The sequence below is a fragment of the Pseudoalteromonas distincta genome (assembly GCF_005877035.1).
GTDB lineage: Bacteria > Pseudomonadota > Gammaproteobacteria > Enterobacterales > Alteromonadaceae > Pseudoalteromonas > Pseudoalteromonas distincta.
Window position 1 is genome coordinate 739,401 of the sequence record NZ_CP040558.1, and the last position, 25,058, is coordinate 764,458.

Genomic DNA, 25,058 nt, shown 5'->3' on the forward strand with positions numbered 1-25,058 from the left:
ATAAATTATGAAAATTCAAAACAGTGCTGTATTTCAAGAAATGCAATCAATGGCTTTAGAAGCCGGCCGTAATAATCAAACTAATAAACTGCCAACTCAGGTGCAGACTACTTCTACAGCACAATTTGGCGACATGCTAAGTGATGCAATAAATTCAGTGCACGGGTTACAACAAGATGCCGCGCAAAAAGTAACAGCAGTTGAGATGGGGGATCGAAGTGTATCTCTTGCTGAGGCGATGATTGCTTCTCAAAAATCATCAGTTGCTTTTGAGGCTACAGTACAGGTTCGTAATAAACTTGTTGAAGCTTATAAAGAAATCATGAACATGCCTGTTTAATTAGGTAGTGGAGAATTATTGTGGCGCAATCTAACCAATCTACAGACCTAGCACTTGCTGGTGGCGGTATTGACCAAAGTGGTGGTGATGATCAACAAGAACAAAAGTCAGGCTACTTAAGTGCTTTAAATGGTGTTGATGTATTGCGCCAAGTAACATTGGTTATAGCATTGGCTATTTGTTTAGCTATCGCGATTTTTATTATTATTTGGGCTCGTCAGCCAGATATGCGCCCGTTAGGCAAAATGCAAACAGAAGAGCTTATTCAAACATTAGACTTTTTAGATGCTCAAAAAATTGAATACCAACTAGATGGCAATGTTGTATCGGTTGATGAAAGCGAATACCAAAACATTAAATTGCTAATGACCCGCGAAGGGTTAGAGCAAGGCCCTGCATCTGGTTCTGACATAATTATGCAAGATATGGGCTTTGGTGTAAGCCAGCGCTTGGAGCGTGAACGCTTAAAGCATGGTCGTGAACAGCAATTAGCACGCACCATTGAAGAGCTAAATAACATTACTCGCGCCAAAGTATTGTTAGCCATCCCTAAAGAAAACGTATTTGCCCGCAGAGAGAAAAAACCATCTGCTACTGTTGTATTAACACTTAAGCGTGGCCGCTCACTTGACCGTGAAGAAGTAGACTCTGTTGTTGATATGATTGCTTCAGCAGTACAAGGCTTAGAGCCTGCACGTGTTACAGTTACTGACCAAAATGGTCGATTATTAAATTCAGGTTCGCAAAGCTCATTAGCAGCACGCTCTCGTAAAGAATACGATTTAGAACGTAAGCGCGAACAAGAGTATCTTGAAAAAATAGACAGTATTTTAATACCGGTTGTTGGGCTTGCAAACTATACAGCTCAAGTTGATTTGAGCATGGACTTTAGCTCAGTTGAGGAAACTCAAAAACGTTATAATCCAGACCTACCAGCGGTTAGAAGCGAAACCACATTTGAAGAAAATAACATTGGTGGTTTAGCTGTTGGTATTCCTGGTGCGCTTACAAATCAACCACCGCTAAACTCAAACATCCCTGAAGTTGCAGGACAAGGCGGCGCAGGCACAGCTACGTCACCAACACGTAGCCACAAAGAAGCAACACGTAATTATGAACTCGATACAACAATTTCTCACAAGCGCCAGCAAAGTGGTGTAATACGCAGAATAAGTGTGTCAGTTGCTGTTGACTACGTCCCTAAAGTGGGAGAAAACGGCGAAACAACTATGGCCCCGCGCTCGGTAGAGGCATTGTCAAATATTCGTCGCTTACTACAAGGTGGTGTAGGTTTTGATATGCAACGTGGTGATGCACTTGAAGTAGTAACAGTGCCGTTTGTACGTGAAGCAACAAATTTAGCAATAGAAGTGCCACTGTGGGAACAAGACTGGTTTATGAAAATAGCCCGCCTTGTACTAGGAGCCTTAGTTATCATTGTATTGATAATGGCAGTAGTAAAACCAATGCTTAAGCGCTTAATTTACCCAGACGATACACTAGAAGAATACGACGAAGATGCATTAAGTTCAGGCGTAGATATTGGCGACAATACACTTGATATGCTAAATAAAGACTTTGATTCTGCTTCGGTTGGTTTCTCAAGTGATGGTACACTGCAGTTACCGGATTTACATGGCGACGAAGATTTACTCAAAGCAATTCGTGCCCTTGTAGCTAACGAACCAGAACTATCATCACAAGTAGTGAAAGCGTGGTTAACAGAAGATGACTGATCAAGAACAAAAACAACTCCCGCCAGCCTTTGATGTTGATAAGCTAGATGGGGTAGATAAAGCCGCTATATTACTTTTGAGTTTATCAGAAGAAGATGCCGCGCAAATCCTTAAACACTTAGAACCTAAACAGGTGCAAAAAGTGGGTATGGCGATGGCTGGGCTACAGGACTTATCACAAGCTAAGATTAGCGCTGTACACAACTTGTTTATAGAACAAATTCAAAGCTTTAGTACCATTGGTTTTCAGTCAGAAGACTTTATTAAAAAAGCGCTTACAGCAGCACTTGGTGAAGACAAAGCCGCTAGCCTTATTGACCAAATTGTTATGGGCTCAGGCGCTAAAGGTTTGGATTCATTAAAATGGATGGACTCTAAGCAGGTAGCAAACATTATTCGTAATGAGCATCCACAAATTCAAACCATTGTATTATCGTACTTAGAGCCAGAGCAGTCTGCTGAGATTATTGCTCAGTTCCCTGAAAAAGTGCGCTTAGATTTAACCATGCGTATTGCAAACCTTGAAGAAGTTCAGCCAGCAGCACTGCAAGAGCTAAACGAAATCATGGAAAAACAATTTGCCGGCCAAGCAGGTGCACAAGCCGCTAAAATGGGGGGCTTAAAAGCTGCTGCAGATATTATGAACTACCTAGATACCAACGTAGAAGGGCAGTTAATGGACTCTATTCGTGAACATGACGAAGAGATGTCGCAGCAAATTCAAGATCTTATGTTTGTGTTTGAAAACTTAATGGATGTTGAAGACCGCGGTATTCAAGCAATCCTACGAGAAGTACAACAAGACGTATTAATGAAAGCAATTAAGGGCACCGACGATGCGCTTAAAGACAAAATACTGGGCAATATGTCTAAACGTGCAGCCGAAATGCTTGCTGATGATTTAGAAGCTATGGCACCGGTACGTATAAGCGAAGTAGAGGCGGCGCAAAAAGAGATTTTATCAACAGCGCGTCGTTTATCTGACTCAGGTGAAATTCAGCTGGGCGGCGGCGGTGGCGAGGAGTTCTTGTAAACCATGAGCAAACTCAAAGGGCGCACACTTCGGGCTGATGAAGCAGATGAATTATTAAAAAACTGGGCTATTCCAGATGTAGCACCAGATGAGAGCAGCTTTGGCAATCGCTCTACGGCTTACGGCACACCGCTTAGTGATCTGTATAAAAAAGAATTAGCTGAAGAAATGCCAATTGATGAGCCACAAGAACCAGAATTACCTGCGCTTACTATGGTTGAGCTTGAACGCATTAGGCAAGACGCCTACGAAGAAGGCCTTAAGCAAGGTCATGAGCAAGGCTACATAGACGGTTTTGAAAAAGGCGTTGGCGAAGGCAAAGAGGCAGGCTACAAAGAAGGCTTAGAACAAGGTAAAACAAAAGGCCTTGATGACGTAAAACCATTAATTGAAGAGCAGTTAACAAGTTTAAAAACTATTTTAGAGGGACTTACTGCACCGCTAGATAAAGTAGATGAACAAGCTGAAAAGCAATTAGTACAACTTGCCAGCATGTTAGCGGAAGCTGTTATTTATCAAGAAGTAAAAACATCGCCAGATGTGATTTTACATACGTTAAAGCAAAGTATAGATTCTCTTAATGCCGAGCAAGAAAAAGTACGAATTCATTTAAACCCCGAAGATTTAGAGCTCATAAAAGAGAGTTACGGCGAACAAACCATTATTGATAATAACTGGCAATTAATGGCAGAGCCCACTCTTGAGCGCGGTGGCTGTGAAGTTAAAACAGCGCAATCATCACTCGATATGACCCTTAAAACACGTGTCAAAGAAACGTTGGATAGTTTTTTGCATAATAGTGGTATCTAACTATTTTATTGGCGTGTTATGTCAACTCAACGTGCACCTTTAAGCGAACGCTTATCTCAATATCAACAACATATTAAAACCCCAGCGCCTGCTGTGGCAGGTATTTTAACGCGTGTTGTTGGCCTTACCCTTGAGGCTAGAGGTTTACGTGCTCCCGTTGGTAGCCAATGTAAAATAGAAACTATGAACGGCTTTGTAGACGCCGAAATAGTCGGTTTTAACGATCAAACTTTGTATTTAATGCCTAATGATCATATCTCTGGTGTACTTCCTGGTGCGCGTGTAATTCCTCAAGTTAATAACTTAGGTTTACCTGTAGGGATGAGTTTACTAGGGCGCGTGGTTGATGGCTTAGGGCGACCGCTAGATGGCCTTGGTAAAATTAATGCTGAGCATCATTTAAAGTTTGCACAAAATACTATAAACCCGCTTTCAAGAAGACCAATCACTAAGCCTATGGATGTAGGTGTGCGTGCTATTAACTCGGTTATTACAGTAGGGCAAGGCCAGCGCATGGGCTTATTTGCAGGCTCTGGTGTGGGTAAATCAGTACTTCTCGGTATGATGACCCGAGGTAGCGAAGCCGATGTAATTGTTGTTGGCTTAGTGGGGGAACGTGGTCGCGAAGTAAAAGAATTTATTGAAGAAATACTCGGTGTAGAGGGGCGCAAACGTTCAGTTGTTGTCGCAGCGCCCGCTGATTCATCACCGCTTATGCGTTTAAAAGGTTGTGAGAGCGCCGTAACTATTGCAGAGTATTTTAGAGATCAGGGTTTAAACGTATTATTGTTACTCGATTCGGTAACGCGTTATGCAATGGCGCAACGTGAAATTGCACTTGCTGTAGGCGAGCCGCCTGCGACAAAGGGTTATCCGCCTTCGGTGTTTGCTAAATTACCTGCGCTGGTGGAACGTGCTGGTAATGGCGGTGAAGGGCAGGGTTCAATTACCGCCTTTTTTACGGTGTTGAGTGAAGGCGATGATATGCAAGACCCTATTGCTGATGCAGCGCGAGCTATTTTAGATGGCCACATTGTATTATCGCGTGATTTAGCCGACAGCGGGCACTATCCCGCCATAGATATAGAAAAATCGATTTCGCGTGTTATGCCTCAAGTCGTTTCTGAACCACACATGCAACAAGCCCGTGTACTTAAGCAAGTTTATTCAATGTATCAACAAAACAAAGATATGATTACTTTAGGTGCTTATCAAAAAGGGACCGATCAAATGCTCGACCAAGCCATAAATATGATGCCAAGAGTAAATGCATTTTTACAACAAGGTATGCGAGATGTCATTAGTTACGATGATGGTCTGCAAGGTCTTGCTCAGTTACTAGGACAAGCATAATGGCTAAAAATAAACTCGATTTATTGCTCAAAATTGAAAATGATAAAGAAGAAAATTTGCGCATGAGTTACTTACAAGCCAATCAAAATTTGCAAGCAAATCAACAAAAGCTGCAAGGTTTAAATAACTTTAGACTTGAATATTCTCAACAGTTACACCTAAAAGGTAAGTCGGGTTTATCTAGTGCAGGGTTTGGTCAGTACCATGCTTTTATAGCTAAAATTGAAGAGGCAATTCGCCAACAAGCAAGTACAGTAAATACCGCTAAGCAAGTTGTTACTCAACGTAAAACGCTATGGCTTAAGCAGCAAATTAAAGCTAAAGCAGTTGCCAAATTAATCGAGAATCAAAAACTCAAAGCAAATGCATTAATGGCTAAAAACGAGCAAAAAATGTTAGATGAGTTTTCAGCTAATCAGTTTTTTCAACGTCGGAAAGCTTTGTAATTCAGGCACGTTAATTGCTTTGTTACTTAGTGGTATTTAACTTTTGGCGGTATGCGGTGGCATATTGCCGTAATGGTATTAGGTGATTTATGGCGATGAATAACATTTCGTTTTTAGTTTCTTCTGAAAAAGATTCACTGTTAGCTTTTAAAGACAATAGCTTAGCTAATGGCGAAGGAAATTTAGGCGAGGAATTTTTAAGCCAGCTAAACGAAGCGCATAACTCTATGGGGCCTTTGCTTAAGGGCAATAAAAATCCCGATGCCGAAAACTCGATTGCCATACCTAAGCATAAACAGCCAGAAGAAAATGAAAATCTGAGCGTAAAGCTAGATGAAGTAACAACGGACGAAGTTACTTTTGTGTCTGTTGAGATGCTTGATCAAATTAATTCAGCACAAGCAATGAGCACCTCGATTAATAAGCCGTTCGATGCAACTAAAAGTATAGAATCAGAAAATGCAGAGTTAGAAGCTACACAAGCAGAGAATACAGACATAGAAAACACAGAAATAGAGAATTCAGAATTACAAAGCACACGAGTAATTGCTTCCACTAATACAAGTGATGAAGTATCGCCTGAAGAAGCGAATACAGCCAGTGTAGTGCAAAATCTAATTGCCACTAATGTAGACTCTAAAACGGCTAAATTAACTGATTCAAAAAGTGATAGCTTAAGCTCAGCATCTTTGAATTCATTACCATTAAATGAAGGCAAGCATCGTAAAAGTGATGTTGCCAAAGCTATTGAAAGCCCATTAAATTCTATAAATAAAAAGCCCGATGACAGTCTAGGCCCTATAGTTGATGACACTGAATTAGTTTCAATGGATATAAAGGATCAATTAGCTCAAGATAAACCTGTCAGTAAAAGTGCAAAGAATATAGTGCTGCCAACAGCAATACTTACAGAAGCTCCATCTGTATCGCCACCTCCTTTAACTGAATCACAAACGACACAAGCAAGTTCACAGACATCTGAGAGTGAAAAAGGTGTAGCAATAGATACTCTAATGACTAAAGATGCGAGCTTAATTAAAGCTAATAGCGTTATTGCTAGTTTAACGCCTGAGCAACGCTCACAACTTAACGCGCAAGTTAAGGTATTAGAGAATACTGATTCAACAAATAGCGCAGCTAGTAGTACTTCAAATCTTAAGCAAATGCTTGCACAATTTATTACTGATAACGAAAAAGCGCAAAGCACGGTAACAAAACATCCTTTTAGCGCAGAAATCAATTCACTTAATACAACTGAAAAACAAAGTTTATTAACGCAATTAAACGCTTATATTAAAACAGAGCAGCCTAAAGGCGAGCAGTTGTCAGTGCTTAAGCAAACAGTTAATGAGTTAAAAGCTTCTATTGAAATAGGGCTTGCTGATACCGCTAAATCAGACTCAAAAACGTTTGTGGCGTCAGAGACTCCTAATACAGTATATAATCCACAAAAGTTAAGCTTAAAGGCATCGACAAACGAAGGCGCGGATTTAAATAAAGCCGCAATAACCCCAACTAAGCGTGATGATTTATTAAAATCACTTGAAGAGTTACAAAAAGATGGGCTTAGAAAAATAACTTCAGAACAAACGCCTGCACGCGTAGCACAAGTATTTACGCAAATTACAGCCGCTTTAAATACTCAACAAATGAGCACATTAAGCCAATACGACTCATTAAGTTACGAGCAGAGCTTACTTGATACCCAAGTAATACAAACTCAACAATTACAAAGTACATCACAAGTTAAGCAAGTAAGTATTGATCCAGGTGTAATGCAGGCAATTAATATTGTTAAAAGTGATGCAGCTAAATTACTGCAAGAGCGCGTTAGCTCAATGCTGAGCATTAATAATAAAGAAGCAGAAATTCGCCTCGATCCTCCAGAAATGGGCAGCATGCAAATACGTATTCGTAGCGATGCAGAACAAGCACATATAAACTTTGTTGTACAAAACCAGCAAGCCAAAGAAGCGCTTGAGCAATCAATGCCGCGCTTACGTGAAATGTTAGCGCAACAAGGGCTAGAGCTTGGTGAAAGCACTATTTCTTATGGGCAATCAGGTGGTGAAACAGCTGAGCAAAGTGAGAGTGGAGCCCAAGGTAATTTGGCTAATAATAAGTCAGTTAATGATGAAAACGACGAGCAAGCAAATAACACTGCACAAAGTTCTCGACAACAAACTTCATCATCAATAGATTACTATGCCTAAGTACTGCTATTATAATAGTTAAAACAAGCAAGTACCTTTGCGATTAAAGGAATCATGATGGCTGAAGAAGCAAGTTTAGAAATCGAAGAAACCGGTAAAAGTAAAAAGAAACTAATAATAATCATATTAGCTGTACTAGTTATTGTAGGTGGTGCAGCGGGTTACTTCTTTATGTCAGGTTCGGGTGCGTCAGTTGAAAGCTTAGATGAAGAGACTGCAATATCAACAGATGCAGCTGAGCCTACTGATTCAGCTGAAATTGGTAGTGCTTTATATGTGGCTATGCCACGCCCATTTGTATTTAATGTGCCAGGTTCAAGTCGCGATAGAATTGTACAAATTAAAGTGCAGTTATTAGTGCGTGGTGAAGTAAACGAGGAAACAGCCAAAAAACATATTCCACTGATAGAAGGGACGCTATTGAGTGTATTTTCTACTACAACTGCTGATGAGTTAAGTACGAGTACGGGTAAAGAAACACTTCGTTTTTCTGCACTTGAAAAAGTCCAAGCGGCTTTAAATGATGTTGAAGGCAGCAAAGTAATTGAGCGGGTATTGTTTACCGGCTTTGTGATGCAATAAGGGGTTAGCGTGAGCGATTTATTATCCCAAGACGAAATTGATGCGCTATTACACGGCGTTGATGACGTTGAAGAGGAAGATATACACGAAGGTGAAGATGGCGGGGGAAGTACGCTTCAGTACGATTTTTCTTCGCAAGATCGGATCGTACGTGGTCGTATGCCGACGCTGGAAATTGTTAACGAACGCTTTGCTCGTCATATGCGAATTAGCCTATTTAACATGATGCGTCGCACCGCAGAGGTGTCTATTAACGGCGTGCAAATGATTAAGTTTGGCGAGTATATTCATACTTTATTTGTTCCAACCAGTTTAAATATGGTCCGTTTTAGGCCTTTAAAAGGCACAGGCCTGATTACCATGGAAGCACGACTTGTGTTTATTTTGGTAGATAACTTTTTTGGTGGTGACGGGCGTTATCATGCAAAAATAGAGGGCCGAGAATTTACCCCAACAGAGCGCCGGATTGTACAAATGCTCCTTAAAATAATCTTTGAAGATTATAAAGAAGCATGGGCTCCGGTTATGGATGTATCGTTTGAATATCTCGATTCAGAAGTAAACCCCGCTATGGCGAATATTGTAAGTCCAACAGAGGTTGTGGTTATTAGCTCTTTTCATATTGAGCTTGATGGCGGTGGTGGCGATTTTCATATTGCACTTCCGTATTCGATGCTTGAGCCAATCCGAGAGCTTTTAGATGCGGGTGTTCAATCTGATACAGAGGATACCGACTTACGTTGGAGCAAAGCACTTCGCGATGAAATAATGGATGTTGAGGTTGATATGTCGACTCAGTTACTTGAAGTTGATTTGACCTTAAAGCAAATTATGGAATTAAAAGCAGGTGATATTATTCCGGTTGAAATGCCTGAGCATATAACCGTATTTGTTGAGGAACTCCCTACATTTAGAGCCAAGATGGGTCGCTCTCGCGATAATGTTGCGCTTCAAATTAGTGAAAAAATTAAACGACCTGATTCAGTTAAATCTGAGCTGCATGTATTTACCAAAGGCGGCAAGAAAATTGACTCAGATGCAGAATTAGCAGAACTAGAAGATGATTTACACCTCTCTGACGGTGTAGACTTAGACTGGTAATTGATTAAAAGGTTAAAAGTATGAGCGATGATCAAGACACAATGGATGAATGGGCAGCAGCATTAGCAGAAGCCGAAGGTCCAGATGATAGTGGCGAAGCACATGTTGCAGAGCTTGATGAGTTAAGTGATTCAAAACACGAAATGAGTGGTGATGAAAAACGAAAACTCGACACTATTTTAGATATTCCCGTTACTATTTCAATGGAAGTAGGGCGCTCTAAAATCAATATTCGTAACTTACTGCAACTTAATCAAGGCTCTGTTGTTGAGCTTGACCGTGTTGCGGGTGAGCCGCTAGACGTGCTAGTTAATGGTACTTTAATCGCTCATGGTGAAGTAGTTGTAGTAAACGACAAATTTGGTATTCGCTTAACTGACGTGATAAGCCAAGTAGAGCGGATCAAAAAATTACGATGAGCTTATTAGTTGCTTTAACGACTACCGTTTTTTCAAAAGCAGATGTGGCAACACCCACAGGGGATATACTCTCTATGGTGCTGTCGCTTGTAATGGTGCTAGTACTGATTATTGTACTGGCATTTTTTGTTAAAAAGCTTAACCCTAATTTAGCAAATAGTGATGAGTTTAAAGTAGTCAGAAGTCTACCTTTAGGTTCTCGCGAGCGTTTAATGGTTGTTGAGATAGATAATGCTCAGCATTTGCTTGGTGTAACTCCCCACAGTATTAATTATTTACACAAGTTAGAAACCCCATTAAGTGAAAAAGAACTGCCTGAACTCGCTAAACGATTTGGTAAACTTTTAAACCCGCAATCAAACCAAAATAAAAAGAATTAAACCTATGACAAAGTGGCTGCTTATTATTTTTGCCATGGTGTTTGTACCAAATGTAAGTGCAGAAGGAATTGATGCCCTTACTATTACAACAAACGCTGATGGCACACAAGATTACTCAGTAACGTTACAAGTTTTAGCAATTATGACGGCGCTGAGTTTTATACCGGCCGCCATAATTATGATGACCTCTTTTACACGAATTATTGTTGTACTCGCCATTTTGCGCCAAGCAATTGGTTTGCAGCAAACACCGTCAAACCAAGTGTTATTAGGTATGTCACTTTTTTTAAGTATTTTTATAATGGCGCCTATTTATCAGCAGGTAAACGAGCGAGCTATAGAGCCTTACTTAAATGAGCAGGTTACATCAGTAGAGGCTTTAGAGCTTGCTAAAGAGCCAATGAAAGCATTTATGCTTTCACAGGTGCGTTTAAAAGATTTAGAAACGTTCGCTAAAATTGCTGGTTACGATCAGCTAAATTCGCCACAAGATACGCCATTAATAGTGTTAATACCGGCCTTTGTAACCAGCGAACTGCAAACGGCATTTATAATTGGGTTTATGTTTTTTATCCCATTTTTAATTGTTGATTTAGTGGTCGCTTCGGTATTAATGGCGATGGGTATGATGATGCTTTCCCCCATGATAGTGTCCTTACCGTTTAAAATTATGCTGTTTGTACTTGTTGATGGTTGGAGCTTAGTGATGGGGACTCTAGCTAAAAGCTTTGGTTTAGGGACTTAGTATGCAAAGCATTAACATGACCCAACAATAGGAGTACAACATGGAACCGGAAATTTTTGTTGATATTCTAAGTGACGCGCTGTTTTTAGTTATTAAATTGGTGTCTGCAATCGTAGTCCCAGGCTTAATTATTGGTTTAGTGGTTGCTGTATTTCAGGCGGCAACATCAATCAATGAACAAACGTTGAGCTTTTTACCTCGTTTATTAATTACCATTAGTGCGCTTATTGTAGGTGGGCACTGGCTTACTCAAGAACTGATGGATTTTTTTACTCGCCTAGTATTACTTATTCCTGAAATTGCAGGTTAAACGTGGAATACCCCTTTGCAGTCGTTATTCAATGGTTGAGTGATTTTTTGCTGCCCCTGGTACGTATTAGCTCAATGATTATGATTATGGCTGGTTTAGGTGCTAAAAATGTACCTACACGGATAAAAATGGGGTTATCAGTTGTTGTAACTTTTCTTGTTGTTCCTGTTCTGCCGCCCGCTACATTCACTAATTTATTTTCGTTTGAGATGATTTTAGTCGTTATTCAACAAATGCTGATTGGTGTTGCTATTGGTTTTGCATCTATACTTTTATTAAATACTTTTGTGTTAGCAGGGCAAATACTTGCGATGCAAACCGGTTTAGGTTTTGCTTCAGTTATTGACCCCTCTAATGGCGCAAGCGTCCCAGCGGTTGGGCAGTTTTTCCTTATTTTGGCTACCTTGTTATTTTTTGCTTTTAACGGCCATTTAATGATGATTCAAATGGTGGTACATAGCTTTCAAGTGCTACCTATTGATGGCACATGGTGGTCTGTAGATCATTACTGGGACATAGTGACCTGGGGCGGCTGGATGTTTACTACCGCACTGGTACTCTCACTTGCACCGCTTACCGCAATGCTCGTTATTAATATGTCGTTTGGGATTATGACGCGTGCAGCGCCGCAATTAAATATTTTCTCTATTGGTTTTCCGTTTACCTTGGTAGCGGGACTTATTATTATTTGGGCGACACTAGGTAACTTTGTTACTCAGTTTGAGTTTCAATGGTTAAAAATGGTTGAGCTAATGTGTACTTTAGTTGGTTGCTCACCTTAGGAGAAAGTCATGTCTGAAGACTCAGGACAAGAAAAAACAGAAGAACCGACATCCAAAAAGCTTGAAGAATCTAAAAAGAAAGGCCAAATAGCACGCTCAAAAGAGCTAGGTACCATGTTTGTACTTATTTTTTCGGCTATATCGCTTTTGATGTATGGTCCTGAAATTGGTAAAGGTTTATACAATGTAATGGGCCGAACCCTTAGCTTAAACCGCAACGAAGCCTTTGATACCACTAAAATGTTTGCCGTGTGGGGAGAGGTTGCAGACGCGTTGATGTTTCCTATGGCTATGTTTGTGTTAATTATCGTTTTGGCTGCATTTATTGGTAATACGTTACTCGGTGGTTTTAATTTTAGCTGGGAAGCTGCTGCACCTAAAGCAAGTAAAATGTCGCCAATGAAGGGCTTTAAGCGGATGTTTGGTCCACAAGCGGCTATTGAGCTTGTAAAGTCACTCTTAAAATTTGGTTTGGTTGCAAGTTTTGCTGTGTTTTTAATTAATACTTATTTTGATGAAATACTGCATTTAAGTTTAGAAAGTGCACCGGGTAATATTATTCATGCCTTAGAAATTTTAGGGTGGATGTTTTTAGGCCTTTCGTGCACTTTAATTGTTATTGCCGCCATTGATGCGCCATTTCAAAGTTACAACCATAACAAACAACTTAAAATGACAATGCAAGAAATCAAAGATGAGTATAAAAACTCTGAAGGTGACCCGCAAATAAAAGCGCGCATTAGGCAAACACAAAGGCAAATGTCGCAAAACCGCATGATGCAAGATGTTCCTGACGCTGATGTTATTGTTACCAACCCAACTCACTACTCTGTAGCATTAAAATACGACACGGAGCGCGCAGGTGCGCCTATAGTACTTGCTAAAGGCATTGATGAAATGGCGATGCAAATTCGAAAAGTAGCAATAGGGAATGAAGTACCTATATTAGAATCCCCCATGTTGACCCGAGCGCTTTATCATACGGCTGAAGTAGGAGAGCAAATACCCGATCAGCTATTTACCGCAGTAGCGCAAGTTTTAGCGTATGTATTTCAGCTTAAACGCTTTAATAAAGGGCGCGGAAAACGTCCAACTAAGCTCAATAAAAAGCTGCCAATCCCCGATGCCTACAAGTATTAAACCGTTAACTGAGTAACTTGGAATAGTTATTGCAAATTCTACGTAGTGTCAATTTTTTGAAATTGTAGAATTATGAGTTTTAAAGCGGTATTACAACAACTTAACAGAGACAAAAAAGACTATGCCAAAGGAGTAGGTACTCCTTTGCTTGTGCTTGCTGCCTTGGGAATGGTGATTTTACCACTACCGCCATTTTTACTCGATATCCTTTTCTCGTTTAATATTGCTCTCGCGTTAGTGGTTTTACTTGTAACTGTTTACACGATGAAGCCGGTTGAATTTGGTATTTTCCCCTCTGTATTACTAATCGCTACAATTATGCGCTTAGCACTTAACGTTGCCAGTACTCGAGTTGTGTTACTTGAAGGCCATAATGGTGGTGATTCTGCCGGTAAAGTAATTGAAGCGTTTGGCTCAGTTGTTATCGGTGGTAACTACGCTGTTGGTTTGGTTGTGTTTTTAATCCTGATCATTATTAACTTTGTAGTAATTACTAAAGGTGCTGGTCGTATTTCTGAGGTATCTGCGCGTTTCACCCTTGATGCAATGCCGGGTAAACAAATGGCAATTGACGCCGATTTGAACGCAGGCTTTATCAGCGCAGAACAAGCGCGTGACCGCCGCGAGGAAGTAACTCGCGAAGCTGATTTTTACGGCTCAATGGATGGTGCGAGTAAATTTGTAAAAGGTGATGCGATTGCAGGTATTGTTATATTAATCATCAATATTGTTGGTGGTTTATTTGTCGGTATGATCCAGCACAATTTGAGTTTTGGCAATGCAATGGAAGTATATACATTACTTACCATTGGCGATGGCTTAGTTGCTCAACTCCCTTCTTTACTGCTTTCAATTGGTACCGCGATTGTTGTAACACGCCAAAATGAGTCGCTCAATATGGGGGACCAATTTAAGAAACAACTAGGCAACGAAAAGTCACTCTTTATTGCATCTGGTATTTTGATCATCATGGGCTTAGTGCCTGGTATGCCGCATATTGCTTTTTTAAGTTTAGGTGCGTTACTGGGTTACTTAGCTTACTACACACAGCAAAGTAAATTAAAAGCTGCTGCGGCAGAAGCTGAAGAGGCCGCTAATGGCGGAAGCGTTGCAACGGGTGTTGCTAATAAACAAGAACAAAAAGAACTAGGCTGGGATGACGTTCAACAGGTTGATGTAATTGGCTTAGAAGTCGGTTATAGATTAATTCCGTTAGTGGACCAATCACAAGGTGGTGAGCTACTTAATCGTATTAAGGGTGTGCGTAAAAAGCTTTCTCAAGAGCTTGGTTTTTTAGTACCGCCGGTACATATACGCGACAACTTAGAGCTTGACCCTAATGCTTACAGAATAACGCTAATGGGGGTTTCAACCGGTGAAAGCGAGCTTAAGCATGGCGACGAGCTAGCGATTAACCCAGGACAAGTATTTGGTCCAATTAAAGGGGTTGAAACAAAAGATCCTGCGTTTGGCCTTGATGCAGTATGGATCAAGCCAGATCAAAAAGATGAAGCACAATCACTAGGTTATACCGTTGTAGATTCAGCCACGGTAGTTGCCACTCATATTAGCCAGTTATTAACTAACAGTGCAGCGTTATTACTAGGGCATGAAGAAGTTCAAAACCTACTTGATATGCTTGCTAAAAGCCATCCTCGCTTAGTGGAAGGACTAGTACCTGATGTATTGCCATTAACTGCTATTGTAAAAGTACTACAAAATTTATTAAATGAAGGCGTGGCTATTCGCGATATGCGCTCAATTGTTCAAACCCTTGTTGAGTATGGCCCACGTAGTCAAGACCCTGATGTATTAACGGCTGCAGTGCGTATTTCACTGCGTAGATTAATTGTTCAAGATGCGGTGGGAATGTCATCAGAAATCCCTGTCATAACCTTGGCGCCTGAGTTGGAACAGATGTTGCATCAGTCATTACAAAATGCAGGCGATGAAGGTGCCGGTATTGAGCCAGGACTTGCAGAGCGACTTCAAGTGTCATTGACACAAGCGCATCAAAATCAAGAAATGGCCGGCGAACCTTCTATATTGCTAACGTCAGGAATGTTACGCACTGTGTTATCTCGTTTTGTTAAGTACACCATTCCAGGATTGAGAGTGATGTCTTATCAAGAGGTACCAGACGAAAGACAGATCAAAATTGTAAGCTCGGTAGGCCAACAATAAGATTTTAACAGGGGTTGAATCATGAAAATTAAACGTTTTTTTGCTAAAGATATGCGCACAGCACTTAAAGAAGTTAAAGATGAGTTAGGTGTTGATGCGGTTATTATGTCAAATAAAAAACTGGCTAACGGTGTAGAAATTGTAGCGGCAGTTGATTATGACAAAGCAGCCCCTAAAGTAGCAGCGCAACCACAACGCCCTGCAGAGCCGCGTACTCAGGCGCCACAACAAAGCATGCATAACTTTGTAAAACCAGAGCCACAGCGTGCCAAGCCTGAGCCTCAAGCAAAAGTTGCTGACAGCCTACAAGCATTATTAGAGCGTCAATCACCGCGTCCTCGTTCTCCTGAGCTTGCATCGATGTTTTCACAATCGGGTATTGATACTACTGATAACTATCAAGAACCTGATATGGGGCAGCGTACTAAAAATATGTTTGCTCCTGAAGCTGCTGCGCCAGTTCGTCCACAAACTCAAGCGGATAGCTTAGGTTTTGATGATTTAGACCGCGACTTTGATGATTTAGATAGCCCAGTAACCACTCGCCAACAAGCACCTAATAATGAAAGCGAAGAAATGACAACAATGCGTGAAGAAATGAACGCAATTCGTCAATTACTTGAGCATCAAGTATCAGGCTTGATGCAACAAGATATGGCGCGTCGCGATCCAACACGCGCTTGTATGGTTGACCGTTTAGTCGGTATGGGTATTGATAAAGAAGTAGCACAGCAAATGGCATGTTTTGTACCTGATGATGTGTCTCGTAAGCAAGGTTGGAAAGCATTGTTAACTATGGTCGAAGATCAAATGCAAACAACCAATAATGAAATACTTCGCCAAGGTGGTGTATATGCGTTAGTGGGTCCAACAGGTGTGGGTAAAACAACGACTGTTGCTAAGCTTGCAGCTCTAGGCGCACAAAAATATGGTGCCGATAAAGTGGCGTTAATAACCACTGATACATACAGAATTGGTGCTTATGAACAACTTGCAACATATGGTCGTATTATTGGTTGTGGTGTTAAGCAAGTTAAAGATGCTAATGAATTAGCTGAAGTTTTATATCATTTACGAAATAAACGTCTAGTATTAATTGACACAGCAGGTATGAGCCAGCGAGATTTACGTTTAACTGAGCAATTAAACACGTTAATGCGTAACCAACGTGTAGATATTCGCAGCTACTTAGTACTTAGTGCGACAGCACAAATTAATGTATTGCAAGAAACTGTACGCCACTTTAAAAAAGTACAGTTAAGTGGCTGTATTTTCACTAAGTTAGACGAATCATTAAGTTTGGGTGAGATTATTAGTATTGCGATTCAAAATCGCCTTCCAATAGGGTATCTTACTAATGGTCAACGAGTACCAGAGGATATTCGTGTTGCAAATGCTGAGAAACTAGTTAAAAAGGCTGAGCAATTATATTTAAAAAGAACAAAAGCACAACATTCAAGGCACCAAGCAGTGGCGCCAAGCACAGTAGGGATGTATGATTAACACAGTATTAGATCAAGCAAGCGGCCTGCGCAAAATGAGTCAAAACAATAACAACGGCGTAAAAGTTATCGCTGTAACCGGTGGTAAAGGTGGAGTAGGGAAAACAAATGTTTCTCTAAATACAGCTATTGCACTTGGGCAGCAAGGTAATCGAGTATTAGTGCTGGATGCTGACTTGGGTTTAGCAAACTGTGATGTGATGCTTGGTTTACGTGTAGAGCGTAACTTGTCACATGTCTTGTCTGGTGAATGTGAGCTTGATGAAATTTTAGTTGAAGGCCCTGCAGGAATTAAAATTGTACCCGCTACATCGGGTTCGCAAAGTATGGTTGAATTATCACCATCTGAGCATGCTGGGCTAATTCGTGCGTTTAGCGAATTGAATACCGAATTTGATATTTTAATTGTAGATACAGCTGCTGGTATTTCAGACATGGTACTGAGCTTCTCGCGTGCAGCGCAAGATGTAATGGTTGTTGTATGCGATGAGCCGACATCAATCACCGACGCTTACGCACTTATTAAAGTATTAAGTCGTGAGCACGGCGTTTATAAATTTAAAATTGTTGCCAATATGGTGCGCAGTATGCGTGAAGGCACTGAATTGTTTGCAAAGCTATCTAAAGTTACCGACCGCTTTTTAGATGTATCAATGGAGCTAGTAGCAACGGTTCCTTATGATGAAAATATGCGCAAAGCAACACGTCGTCAAAAAGTAATAGTAGAGCTCTTTCCAAATTCGCCAGCCGCTCTTGCGTTTAAAACGCTGGCAACAAAAGCAGTTAAATGGCCAATACCCAACCAACCATCTGGGCATTTAGAGTTTTTCATTGAGAAACTAGTAAACGGTTAATTATGACAACACTGGTGAATAGAGCTATGGGATATCAATCAACACAAAATTTAAATGTGATTGTTGAGAAGCATGCATCACTTGTTAAAAAAGTGGCATGTCATCTGATTGCTCGATTACCACCTAGCGTTCAACTTGATGATTTAATTCAATCAGGAATGATAGGTTTAATAGAAGCTTCGAAAAACTTTGATGCAACAAAAGGCGCAAGCTTTGAAACTTTTGCCGGTATTCGTATTCGCGGTGCTATGCTTGATGAAATGCGCCGTGGTGATTGGGCTCCTCGTTCAGTTCACCGTAAAAACAGGCAAGTTGCAGAAGCAATTACTGAGCTCGAAAGTAGTCTGAATCGCGAACCAACGGATATAGAAGTTGCTGAAAAACTTGAAATTTCGCTCAATGAGTACCATCATATTTTAAATGATGCGAATACGAGTAAAATATTAGGCATTGAAGACCTTGGTGTAGATGAGGATGTTATTACTCCCGTAGGCCAAGATTTAGCACAAGATAAACCTTTTAATAATGTTAAAAATGATAGGTTTAATGAGTCTTTGCTAAGTGCAATTAAGTCATTACCAGAGCGTGATGCAATGGTGCTTTCTTTGTACTATAACGATGAAATGAATTTAAAAGAAATAGGACATATACTCGATGTAAGTGAATCGCGTGTAAGTCAGATACATGGTCAGGCGATGATTAAGCTTAAAGCTAAAATCAATGACTGGATAAATTAGTAGTAAGTAAACAAAGGTTAATACCTCACTGGGGGATGTTTTGGATAAAAACATGAAAATTCTTGTAGTTGATGATTTTTCAACGATGAGACGCATTATAAAAAACCTGTTACGTGACTTAGGTTTCACTAACGTTCAAGAAGCTGATGATGGGTCTACAGCTTTGCCTATGTTGCAAAATCAAGTGTTTGATTTTGTAGTTACGGATTGGAATATGCCTGGAATGCAGGGTATTGATCTTTTAAGAGCAATACGTGCAGACGAGAAGTTAAAACATATCCCTGTATTAATGGTAACGGCAGAAGCTAAAAAAGAACAAATAATAGCTGCAGCGCAAGCTGGCGTGAATGGTTATATTGTTAAGCCATTTACGGCTGGAACATTAAAAACTAAATTAGAAAAAGTATTTGAACGCTTAGGCTAATGATGGGGGAGAGGCTTATGCCAGCACCAGCTGCGCCTCAAATAACGTTAGAACAAGCTCGTCAGCTCGTTGTTTTTTTAGAAAATGATGAGCAAGATAAAGCAAATCAGTTGATTTTAGAGGCTGCATCTAAAGAGCAGTCTGAATTATTTGCTGAAGTTGGAAAGTTGACTCGTCAACTGCACGAAGCTCTTAAAAGTTTTGAGCTTGATACTCGCTTAAGTGACATAACTACAGATGCGATTCCAGATGCTAAAAAGCGGCTTAATTATGTTATAGAAATGACAGAAAATGCGGCTAATAAAACAATGGATGCAGTGGAGGCCAGTTTACCTATAGCCCAACAGTTAGCGGACGAAATATCTCATATTAAACCGACATGGGATCGTTTAATGAGCCGCGAGATTGAGCTTGGTGAGTTTAAGCAACTTTGCCATAGCATCGATAAGTTTATGAACAACTCTCACCATAAGACTGATGAGCTTCAAAACTTAATGACAAATGTATTAATGGCTCAAGACTATCAAGACTTAACAGGTCAAGTTATTCGCCGTGTTATCGAACTTGTTAGGGAAGTAGAAGAAAGTTTACTGCATCTTTTAACTGCGTTTGCTGAACAAGACGACAGTAACAGCACCGCGAATAAAGTAGAACAACAGAAAATAAAAGAACCAGTTGCCACACAAACTTTAGCAGGTCCTGAAGGCCCTATTATTGATAAAGAATCGCGTAATGATGTTGTATCTGATCAAGATGAAGTTGATGATCTTTTATCAAGTTTGGGCTTCTAAGAGGAGAGTAACTGCATGTTTGAAGTCGATGAAGATATTTTACAAGACTTTCTTGTAGAGGCTGGAGAAATCCTAGAGCTTTTATCTGAACAGTTAGTTGAGCTGGAAAATAATCCAGAAGATACCGAGTTACTAAACGCTATATTTAGAGGTTTTCATACTGTAAAAGGTGGTGCAGGCTTTTTAGCTATGACAGAACTTGTAGATGCTTGTCACGGTGCTGAAAACGTATTTGATTTACTACGTCAAGGCGTGCGAACAGTCAACTCAGAATTAATGGATGTTATTTTACAAGCACTAGACACCATTAATGAGATGTTTGCGACTATCCAAAACAGAGATAAGCCTGAACCTGCAGATCCTGAATTACTTCATACTCTTCATATCTTAGGTCTACCTCCAACAGAAGCCGAAGCCTCTTCACAAACAGAGGTTGAACAACCTCATAATGAAGTGGTGGATACACCGGTAGCTGATGATGAAGATCCGTTTGCATTTGATGAACTATTTAGCGGAGCGCCTTCGGTTAGCGATGCTGAAATAGATGAAATCACTGAAGACGAATTTGAAAGCTTACTTGATGAGCTGCACGGTAAAGGACAAGGTCCTGCAGTTGAAAAACCAGTAGCAAGTAGTAGTGATTTTAATGGTGATATTACTGATGATGAATTTGACAGCTTATTAGATGAGTTACATGGTGTTGGCAGTTTTGGGGAAGTTACTAGCAAACCTGAACAAAATAATGCCAATAAAACACCTGTAGAACCACCTACACCAGCGGCTAATGTAGTTAATTCATCAGATGATGAAATTAGTGATGACGAATTTGAAGCGCTTCTTGACGAACTTCATGGTAAAGGTACTGCTCCTAAATCGATAGAAAGTGCGCCAGCTGAAAAACAACCTGAACCTGTTTCACCGCCAGCTAAACAAGTGAGTGAACCAGTAAAAAAAGCTGAGCCAGCTAAAGCTCCTACTCCAAAACCAGTTGAAAAAGCGCCAGAGAAGCCAGCAGCTAAAGCACCACCAGCAGCAGCTCCAAAAAAATCAGCGCCACCAGCAGCAGAAACCACCGTTCGCGTAGATACAAAACGACTCGATCAAATTATGAATATGGTTGGTGAGTTAGTTCTTGTACGAAATCGTTTGGTTAGTTTAGCGACTAACTCAGACAGTGAAGCGATGGGTAAAGCAATCTCTAACTTAGATGTAGTGACTGCGGATATTCAAGGTGCGGTTATGCAAACGCGAATGCAACCAATTAAGAAAGTATTTGGTCGCTTCCCTCGCGTTGTACGCGACTTAGCACGTAGCTTAAATAAAGATATTGATTTAAAACTTATTGGTGAAGAAACCGATCTAGATAAAAACTTAGTTGAAGCACTTGCCGATCCGCTTGTGCATTTAGTTAGAAACTCAGTTGACCATGGTATTGAAATGCCCGCTGTTCGTGAAGCTGCAGGTAAGTCTAGAACAGGTAATGTTACTTTATCAGCGTCTCAAGAGGGCGACCATATTTTGCTAACCATCAAAGATGATGGTGCAGGTATGGATGCTGAGAAACTGAAAAAAATTGCAATTAGTAAAGGCGTACTCGATCATGACCAAGCGAGTCGACTTTCTGACACCGAAGCATATAACCTGATTTTTGCACCTGGCTTTTCTACAAAAGAAGAAATATCTGATATTTCAGGCCGTGGTGTAGGAATGGACGTAGTTAAAACTAAGATCACGCAACTTAATGGCTCAGTAAGCATTCAGTCTGAACTTGGTGTTGGTACTATTTTAGAAATAAAAGTACCACTTACCTTGGCTATATTACCGACATTAATGGTCGTTGTTGGCGCACAAACATTTGCGTTACCACTGGCTGGTGTTAGTGAGATATTTAATTTAGATTTAACGAAGACGAATGTAGTTGATGGGCAATTAACAATTATTGTGCGTAAAAAGGCGATACCGTTATTTTACCTTGAGCATTGGTTAGTAAAAGGCTCAGATCGTTCTCAGCGAAAATCTAAAGGTCACGTCGTTATTGTACAAATTGGTACGCAACAAATTGGTTTTGTTGTTGACTCATTAATTGGCCAAGAAGAAGTAGTGATTAAGCCGCTTGATGCGTTACTTCAAGGAACGCCAGGTATGGCAGGGGCTACAATAACTTCAGATGGCGGCATTGCACTGATTTTAGACGTTCCAAACATGTTAAAACATTACGCAGGCTAATAATAAAGTAGGTATATATTTAATATATACCTACGCATAAATTTAATAAGAGAGCTAAATGGCCGTTAAAGTTTTAGTTGTTGATGATTCAAGCTTTTTTCGCCGTAGAGTAAGCGAAATCCTTGGGCAAGATAGCGATATACAAGTTATAGGCTTTGCTGTTAATGGCAGAGAGGCTGTTGAGAAAGCAGCTCAATTGCGTCCTGACATGATCACCATGGATGTCGAAATGCCTGTGCTTGATGGTATTAGCGCAGTTAAAGAGATAATGGCGAGTAACCCAACTCCTATCTTAATGTTTTCATCACTTACACGTGATGGTGCAACAGCAACGTTTGATGCGTTAGATGCTGGCGCAATGGATTTTTTACCGAAAAAATTTGAAGATATTGCACGCAATAATGAAGATGCAATTAAGCTTTTGCAAAGTAAAGTAAAAGATATAGGGCGAAGACGTTTACCGCGAACATTTAGAGCGGCAACACCTGTTAAACCATCCATTTCAACTAAACCAACAAGTTCACTTTCGCAAAGAGCAAGCACATCAACAACTCAAATCAAGCAGCCTGATAGAAGCTTTCAAAGAACTGCGCCTGCTGCATCGACAAGTTCAAATGTTGCCTCAATGCGAGCAAGTGGAAAACAATATCAACTTTTAGCTATTGGTACTTCTACAGGTGGTCCCGTTGCTTTGCAAACTATATTGACTCAATTGCCTGCTAATTTTCCTCACCCTATTTTACTTATTCAGCACATGCCCGCTGCATTTACACCCGCGTTTGCAGCGCGCTTAAACGGTTTGTGCCAAATAAAAGTGAAAGAAGCACAACAGGGCGATCGCTTACAACCAGGAACTGCTTATTTAGCGCCTGGCGGACAGCAGATGATGGTAGAGGGGCGTGGAGCAAATAGAACGCTGCGCGTATTTGAAGATCATAGCGAGAGAATAAGTTATAAACCAAGCGTAGATGTAACGTTTGCTAGTGCAGCTAAAACGTATCAAGGCGATGTGCTTGCTATTGTTTTAACAGGTATGGGCGCTGATGGTCGTGATGGTGCAAGAATGTTAAAACAAACGGGGGCAACTATTTGGGCACAAGATGAGAAAAGCTGTGTCGTTTATGGAATGCCCCAAGCAATAGCTAATGCGGGGCTTTCAAGTGAAAGCTTAGCATTGAGTGATGTTGCAGCGCGTATAATGAGAGAGGTAGGTTGTGGATAAACTCTCAATATTTGGACTATTGGTAGCACTCAGTGCAATAGGTCTAGGTTATTCTTTAGAAGGCGGTGTTGTTTCAGCTTTATTTAATGGCCCTGCGCTTATTATTGTACTTGGTGGCACGCTTGGCGCTGTTATGTTGCAAACCTCTGCTAGCACATTCAAAAAAATGATAAATATGAGCTCGTGGGTTTTTGTTGCACCACAATACGATATTGAAGACGCAATAGAGCAAGTTAAACGATGGTCTCATAAAGCACGTCAAGAAGGTTACTTAGCGCTTGAGAATGAAGCTTTAGCTCACCCAGATGCGTATGCAGCAAAAGGTTTAAGCTTACTTGTCGATGGCTGCTCAGAGCAAAAACTACGTGACACGCTTGAAATTGATTTACTGCTAGAGCGCGATCGTTTGCTTGAAGCCGCGCGTGTTTATGAAGCAATGGGGGGTTACAGCCCTACCATAGGTATTTTAGGTGCGGTGCTTGGCTTAATACAGGCAATGTCGTTTATTACCGATCCACAAATGCTTGGCGCCGGCGTTGCAACGGCATTTATTGCGACCATTTATGGTGTTGGCTTAGCTAATTTATTGTTTTTACCTATGGCAAATAAGTTAAAACAGCGTGTAGAGCAAAAAATGCTTTACCATGAAATGCTTGCTGAAGGCGTTATTGCAATAAGCATAGGTGAAAGCCCAGTAAATATAGAATTAAAGCTTGAAGCCTATCGTGTAGAGCGCCCTAATTTAGTGGACGAATAACATGTTACGCCGACGACTTCGTCACTCTGCTGCTAAAAGTCAACATACCGAACGTTGGCTTGTATCGTATGCCGATTACATGACTATTATGTTTGCTTTTTTTGTGGTTCTGTATGCGATAGCGATTAATAAAGAAGAACAATTCCAAATATTGTCAGATTCCCTTGAACAGGTTTTTGATAAGTCAGCTCGCCAATACTCCCAGCAAGGTGAAGGTGTCAACGGTAATGGAATATTGACAGATAGAGTGACACCTGAACAAGAAGTTCTTTATGGCGAAAGTATATTAAAAGAAGAGCAAGGTCCTGAGCTACTCGACGGCCAAAGTGATACAAGCAACATCCAGCAAAAGTATTTAGGCAAACCTCTTGATAGTTTACTAATTAAATTACAGTCAGCGCTTATTGATGAAATCCGTGATGGAGAAGCCAGTTTAGAGCTTAACCAAGATTGGCTGATTATAGAGCTAAGCTCAGGTATGTTATTTTCAAGTGGTAGTTCAGTTGCACACTCTCGAGCAAAACAGGTCGTCAAGATTGTTAAAGATATTATTGCACCAGTAGATAACTATGTAAGAGTACGAGGTTATACTGATGATGAAAGTATTCGTAATGAGATATTTCGTTCGAACTGGGAACTGTCGGTAGCTAGAGCCACGTCAATTTTAGTAGAGCTGGAAGCACTAGGCATTAATTCAGCTAGAATGGCGATAGAAGGTTATGGCCAATATTCACCTTTTGCAAGTAACGATACAGAACAAGGGCGCGCAGAAAATCGTAAAGTTGTTATCGCACTTTCTAAGTATGGATTACCGCCAAAACAAGAGGTTAAAAGTGACGGGCAAGCTGATGAGCCTGCAGTGATTGAACCTGAAATTGAACTTCCTTCAGATGACGATACAATAAAAATAATTCGTTTGCCTCATGGCGGTATTCGCATAACAACGCGCAATGAACAGTAATTAGGATGTA

Annotated in this window: 25 protein-coding genes; all 25 read left to right on the forward strand. The window is 40.6% G+C overall.

Going from position 1 to position 25,058, the window contains the following annotated elements:
* Positions 1-7: 7 nt before the first annotated feature.
* The 25 genes from fliE (at position 8) to FFU37_RS03315 (ending at position 25,048) form a co-directional block, all read left to right on the forward strand.
* Positions 8-340: a flagellar hook-basal body complex protein FliE gene (gene fliE, locus FFU37_RS03195; RefSeq protein WP_138488709.1), complete on the forward strand. Its 333-nt coding sequence runs from the start codon at positions 8-10 to the stop codon at positions 338-340.
* A 20-nt stretch (positions 341-360) separates the two neighbouring features.
* Positions 361-2,076 (forward strand): flagellar basal-body MS-ring/collar protein FliF, encoded by a 1,716-nt coding sequence (gene fliF, locus FFU37_RS03200; protein WP_039484629.1) that lies wholly within the window; start codon positions 361-363, stop codon positions 2,074-2,076.
* Complete coding sequence (gene fliG / locus FFU37_RS03205; RefSeq protein ID WP_007581881.1) at positions 2,069-3,109, forward strand: flagellar motor switch protein FliG; 1,041 nt, start codon at positions 2,069-2,071, stop codon at positions 3,107-3,109. The genes fliF and fliG overlap by 8 nt, the downstream gene beginning before the upstream one ends.
* 3 nt (positions 3,110-3,112) lie before the next feature.
* The gene (gene fliH, locus FFU37_RS03210; RefSeq protein ID WP_002959339.1) at positions 3,113-3,919 is read left to right on the forward strand and encodes a flagellar assembly protein FliH; all 807 of its coding nucleotides are present in this window, start codon (positions 3,113-3,115) and stop codon (positions 3,917-3,919) included.
* 18 nt (positions 3,920-3,937) lie between these two features.
* A complete protein-coding gene (gene fliI / locus FFU37_RS03215) occupies positions 3,938-5,272 on the forward strand; it encodes a flagellar protein export ATPase FliI (RefSeq protein ID WP_002959338.1) in 1,335 nt (444 codons plus the stop codon).
* Complete coding sequence (gene fliJ, locus FFU37_RS03220; RefSeq protein ID WP_002959337.1) at positions 5,272-5,718, forward strand: flagellar export protein FliJ; 447 nt, start codon at positions 5,272-5,274, stop codon at positions 5,716-5,718. The genes fliI and fliJ overlap by 1 nt, the downstream gene beginning before the upstream one ends.
* Before the next feature lie 89 nt (positions 5,719-5,807).
* Positions 5,808-7,931: a flagellar hook-length control protein FliK gene (locus FFU37_RS03225; protein WP_138488710.1), complete on the forward strand. Its 2,124-nt coding sequence runs from the start codon at positions 5,808-5,810 to the stop codon at positions 7,929-7,931.
* A gap of 57 nt (positions 7,932-7,988) precedes the next feature.
* A complete protein-coding gene (fliL, locus tag FFU37_RS03230; protein WP_138489999.1) occupies positions 7,989-8,513 on the forward strand; it encodes a flagellar basal body-associated protein FliL in 525 nt (174 codons plus the stop codon).
* A gap of 9 nt (positions 8,514-8,522) precedes the next feature.
* Positions 8,523-9,614, forward strand: a complete 1,092-nt coding sequence (fliM, locus tag FFU37_RS03235; protein WP_002959334.1) for a flagellar motor switch protein FliM — start codon at positions 8,523-8,525, stop codon at positions 9,612-9,614.
* Between the two features lie 20 nt (positions 9,615-9,634).
* On the forward strand, positions 9,635-10,033 hold the full coding sequence (gene fliN / locus FFU37_RS03240; RefSeq protein WP_002959332.1) for a flagellar motor switch protein FliN: 399 nt from the start codon (positions 9,635-9,637) through the stop codon (positions 10,031-10,033).
* Positions 10,030-10,413: a flagellar biosynthetic protein FliO gene (fliO, locus tag FFU37_RS03245; protein ID WP_002959331.1), complete on the forward strand. Its 384-nt coding sequence runs from the start codon at positions 10,030-10,032 to the stop codon at positions 10,411-10,413. The genes fliN and fliO overlap by 4 nt, the downstream gene beginning before the upstream one ends.
* Positions 10,414-10,417: 4 nt before the next feature.
* Positions 10,418-11,158 (forward strand): flagellar type III secretion system pore protein FliP, encoded by a 741-nt coding sequence (fliP, locus tag FFU37_RS03250; RefSeq protein ID WP_002959327.1) that lies wholly within the window; start codon positions 10,418-10,420, stop codon positions 11,156-11,158.
* A gap of 40 nt (positions 11,159-11,198) precedes the next feature.
* Positions 11,199-11,468, forward strand: a complete 270-nt coding sequence (gene fliQ / locus FFU37_RS03255) for a flagellar biosynthesis protein FliQ (protein ID WP_002959325.1) — start codon at positions 11,199-11,201, stop codon at positions 11,466-11,468.
* A gap of 2 nt (positions 11,469-11,470) precedes the next feature.
* On the forward strand, positions 11,471-12,250 hold the full coding sequence (gene fliR, locus FFU37_RS03260; protein ID WP_024596364.1) for a flagellar biosynthetic protein FliR: 780 nt from the start codon (positions 11,471-11,473) through the stop codon (positions 12,248-12,250).
* Between the two features lie 9 nt (positions 12,251-12,259).
* Positions 12,260-13,390 (forward strand): flagellar biosynthesis protein FlhB, encoded by a 1,131-nt coding sequence (gene flhB, locus FFU37_RS03265; protein WP_024596365.1) that lies wholly within the window; start codon positions 12,260-12,262, stop codon positions 13,388-13,390.
* Between the two features lie 72 nt (positions 13,391-13,462).
* Positions 13,463-15,574, forward strand: a complete 2,112-nt coding sequence (flhA, locus tag FFU37_RS03270) for a flagellar biosynthesis protein FlhA (RefSeq protein ID WP_039484610.1) — start codon at positions 13,463-13,465, stop codon at positions 15,572-15,574.
* A 21-nt stretch (positions 15,575-15,595) separates the two neighbouring features.
* A complete protein-coding gene (gene flhF / locus FFU37_RS03275; protein ID WP_138488711.1) occupies positions 15,596-17,077 on the forward strand; it encodes a flagellar biosynthesis GTPase FlhF in 1,482 nt (493 codons plus the stop codon).
* Positions 17,070-17,930, forward strand: a complete 861-nt coding sequence (locus FFU37_RS03280; RefSeq protein WP_002959312.1) for a MinD/ParA family ATP-binding protein — start codon at positions 17,070-17,072, stop codon at positions 17,928-17,930. Before flhF ends, FFU37_RS03280 begins: the two co-directional genes overlap by 8 nt.
* Before the next feature lie 26 nt (positions 17,931-17,956).
* Complete coding sequence (locus tag FFU37_RS03285; RefSeq protein ID WP_002959310.1) at positions 17,957-18,667, forward strand: RNA polymerase sigma factor FliA; 711 nt, start codon at positions 17,957-17,959, stop codon at positions 18,665-18,667.
* Between the two features lie 40 nt (positions 18,668-18,707).
* On the forward strand, positions 18,708-19,091 hold the full coding sequence (cheY, locus tag FFU37_RS03290; RefSeq protein ID WP_004588308.1) for a chemotaxis response regulator CheY: 384 nt from the start codon (positions 18,708-18,710) through the stop codon (positions 19,089-19,091).
* Positions 19,092-19,108: 17 nt separating this feature from the next.
* Entirely contained in the window at positions 19,109-19,882 is a 774-nt protein-coding gene (locus tag FFU37_RS03295) for a protein phosphatase CheZ (RefSeq protein WP_002959305.1), read from the forward strand.
* A gap of 15 nt (positions 19,883-19,897) precedes the next feature.
* Entirely contained in the window at positions 19,898-22,108 is a 2,211-nt protein-coding gene (locus tag FFU37_RS03300; RefSeq protein WP_138488712.1) for a chemotaxis protein CheA, read from the forward strand.
* Between the two features lie 58 nt (positions 22,109-22,166).
* Positions 22,167-23,330, forward strand: coding sequence for a protein-glutamate methylesterase/protein-glutamine glutaminase (locus FFU37_RS03305; protein ID WP_138488713.1), 1,164 nt, complete (start codon positions 22,167-22,169; stop codon positions 23,328-23,330).
* Positions 23,323-24,087 carry a flagellar motor protein gene (locus tag FFU37_RS03310; RefSeq protein ID WP_002959300.1) on the forward strand — a complete coding sequence of 255 codons (765 nt, stop codon included), beginning with the start codon at positions 23,323-23,325 and terminating at the stop codon, positions 24,085-24,087. The genes FFU37_RS03305 and FFU37_RS03310 overlap by 8 nt, the downstream gene beginning before the upstream one ends.
* 1 nt (position 24,088) lies before the next feature.
* A complete protein-coding gene (locus tag FFU37_RS03315) occupies positions 24,089-25,048 on the forward strand; it encodes a flagellar motor protein MotB (RefSeq protein WP_024595392.1) in 960 nt (319 codons plus the stop codon).
* Positions 25,049-25,058 lie beyond the last annotated feature (10 nt).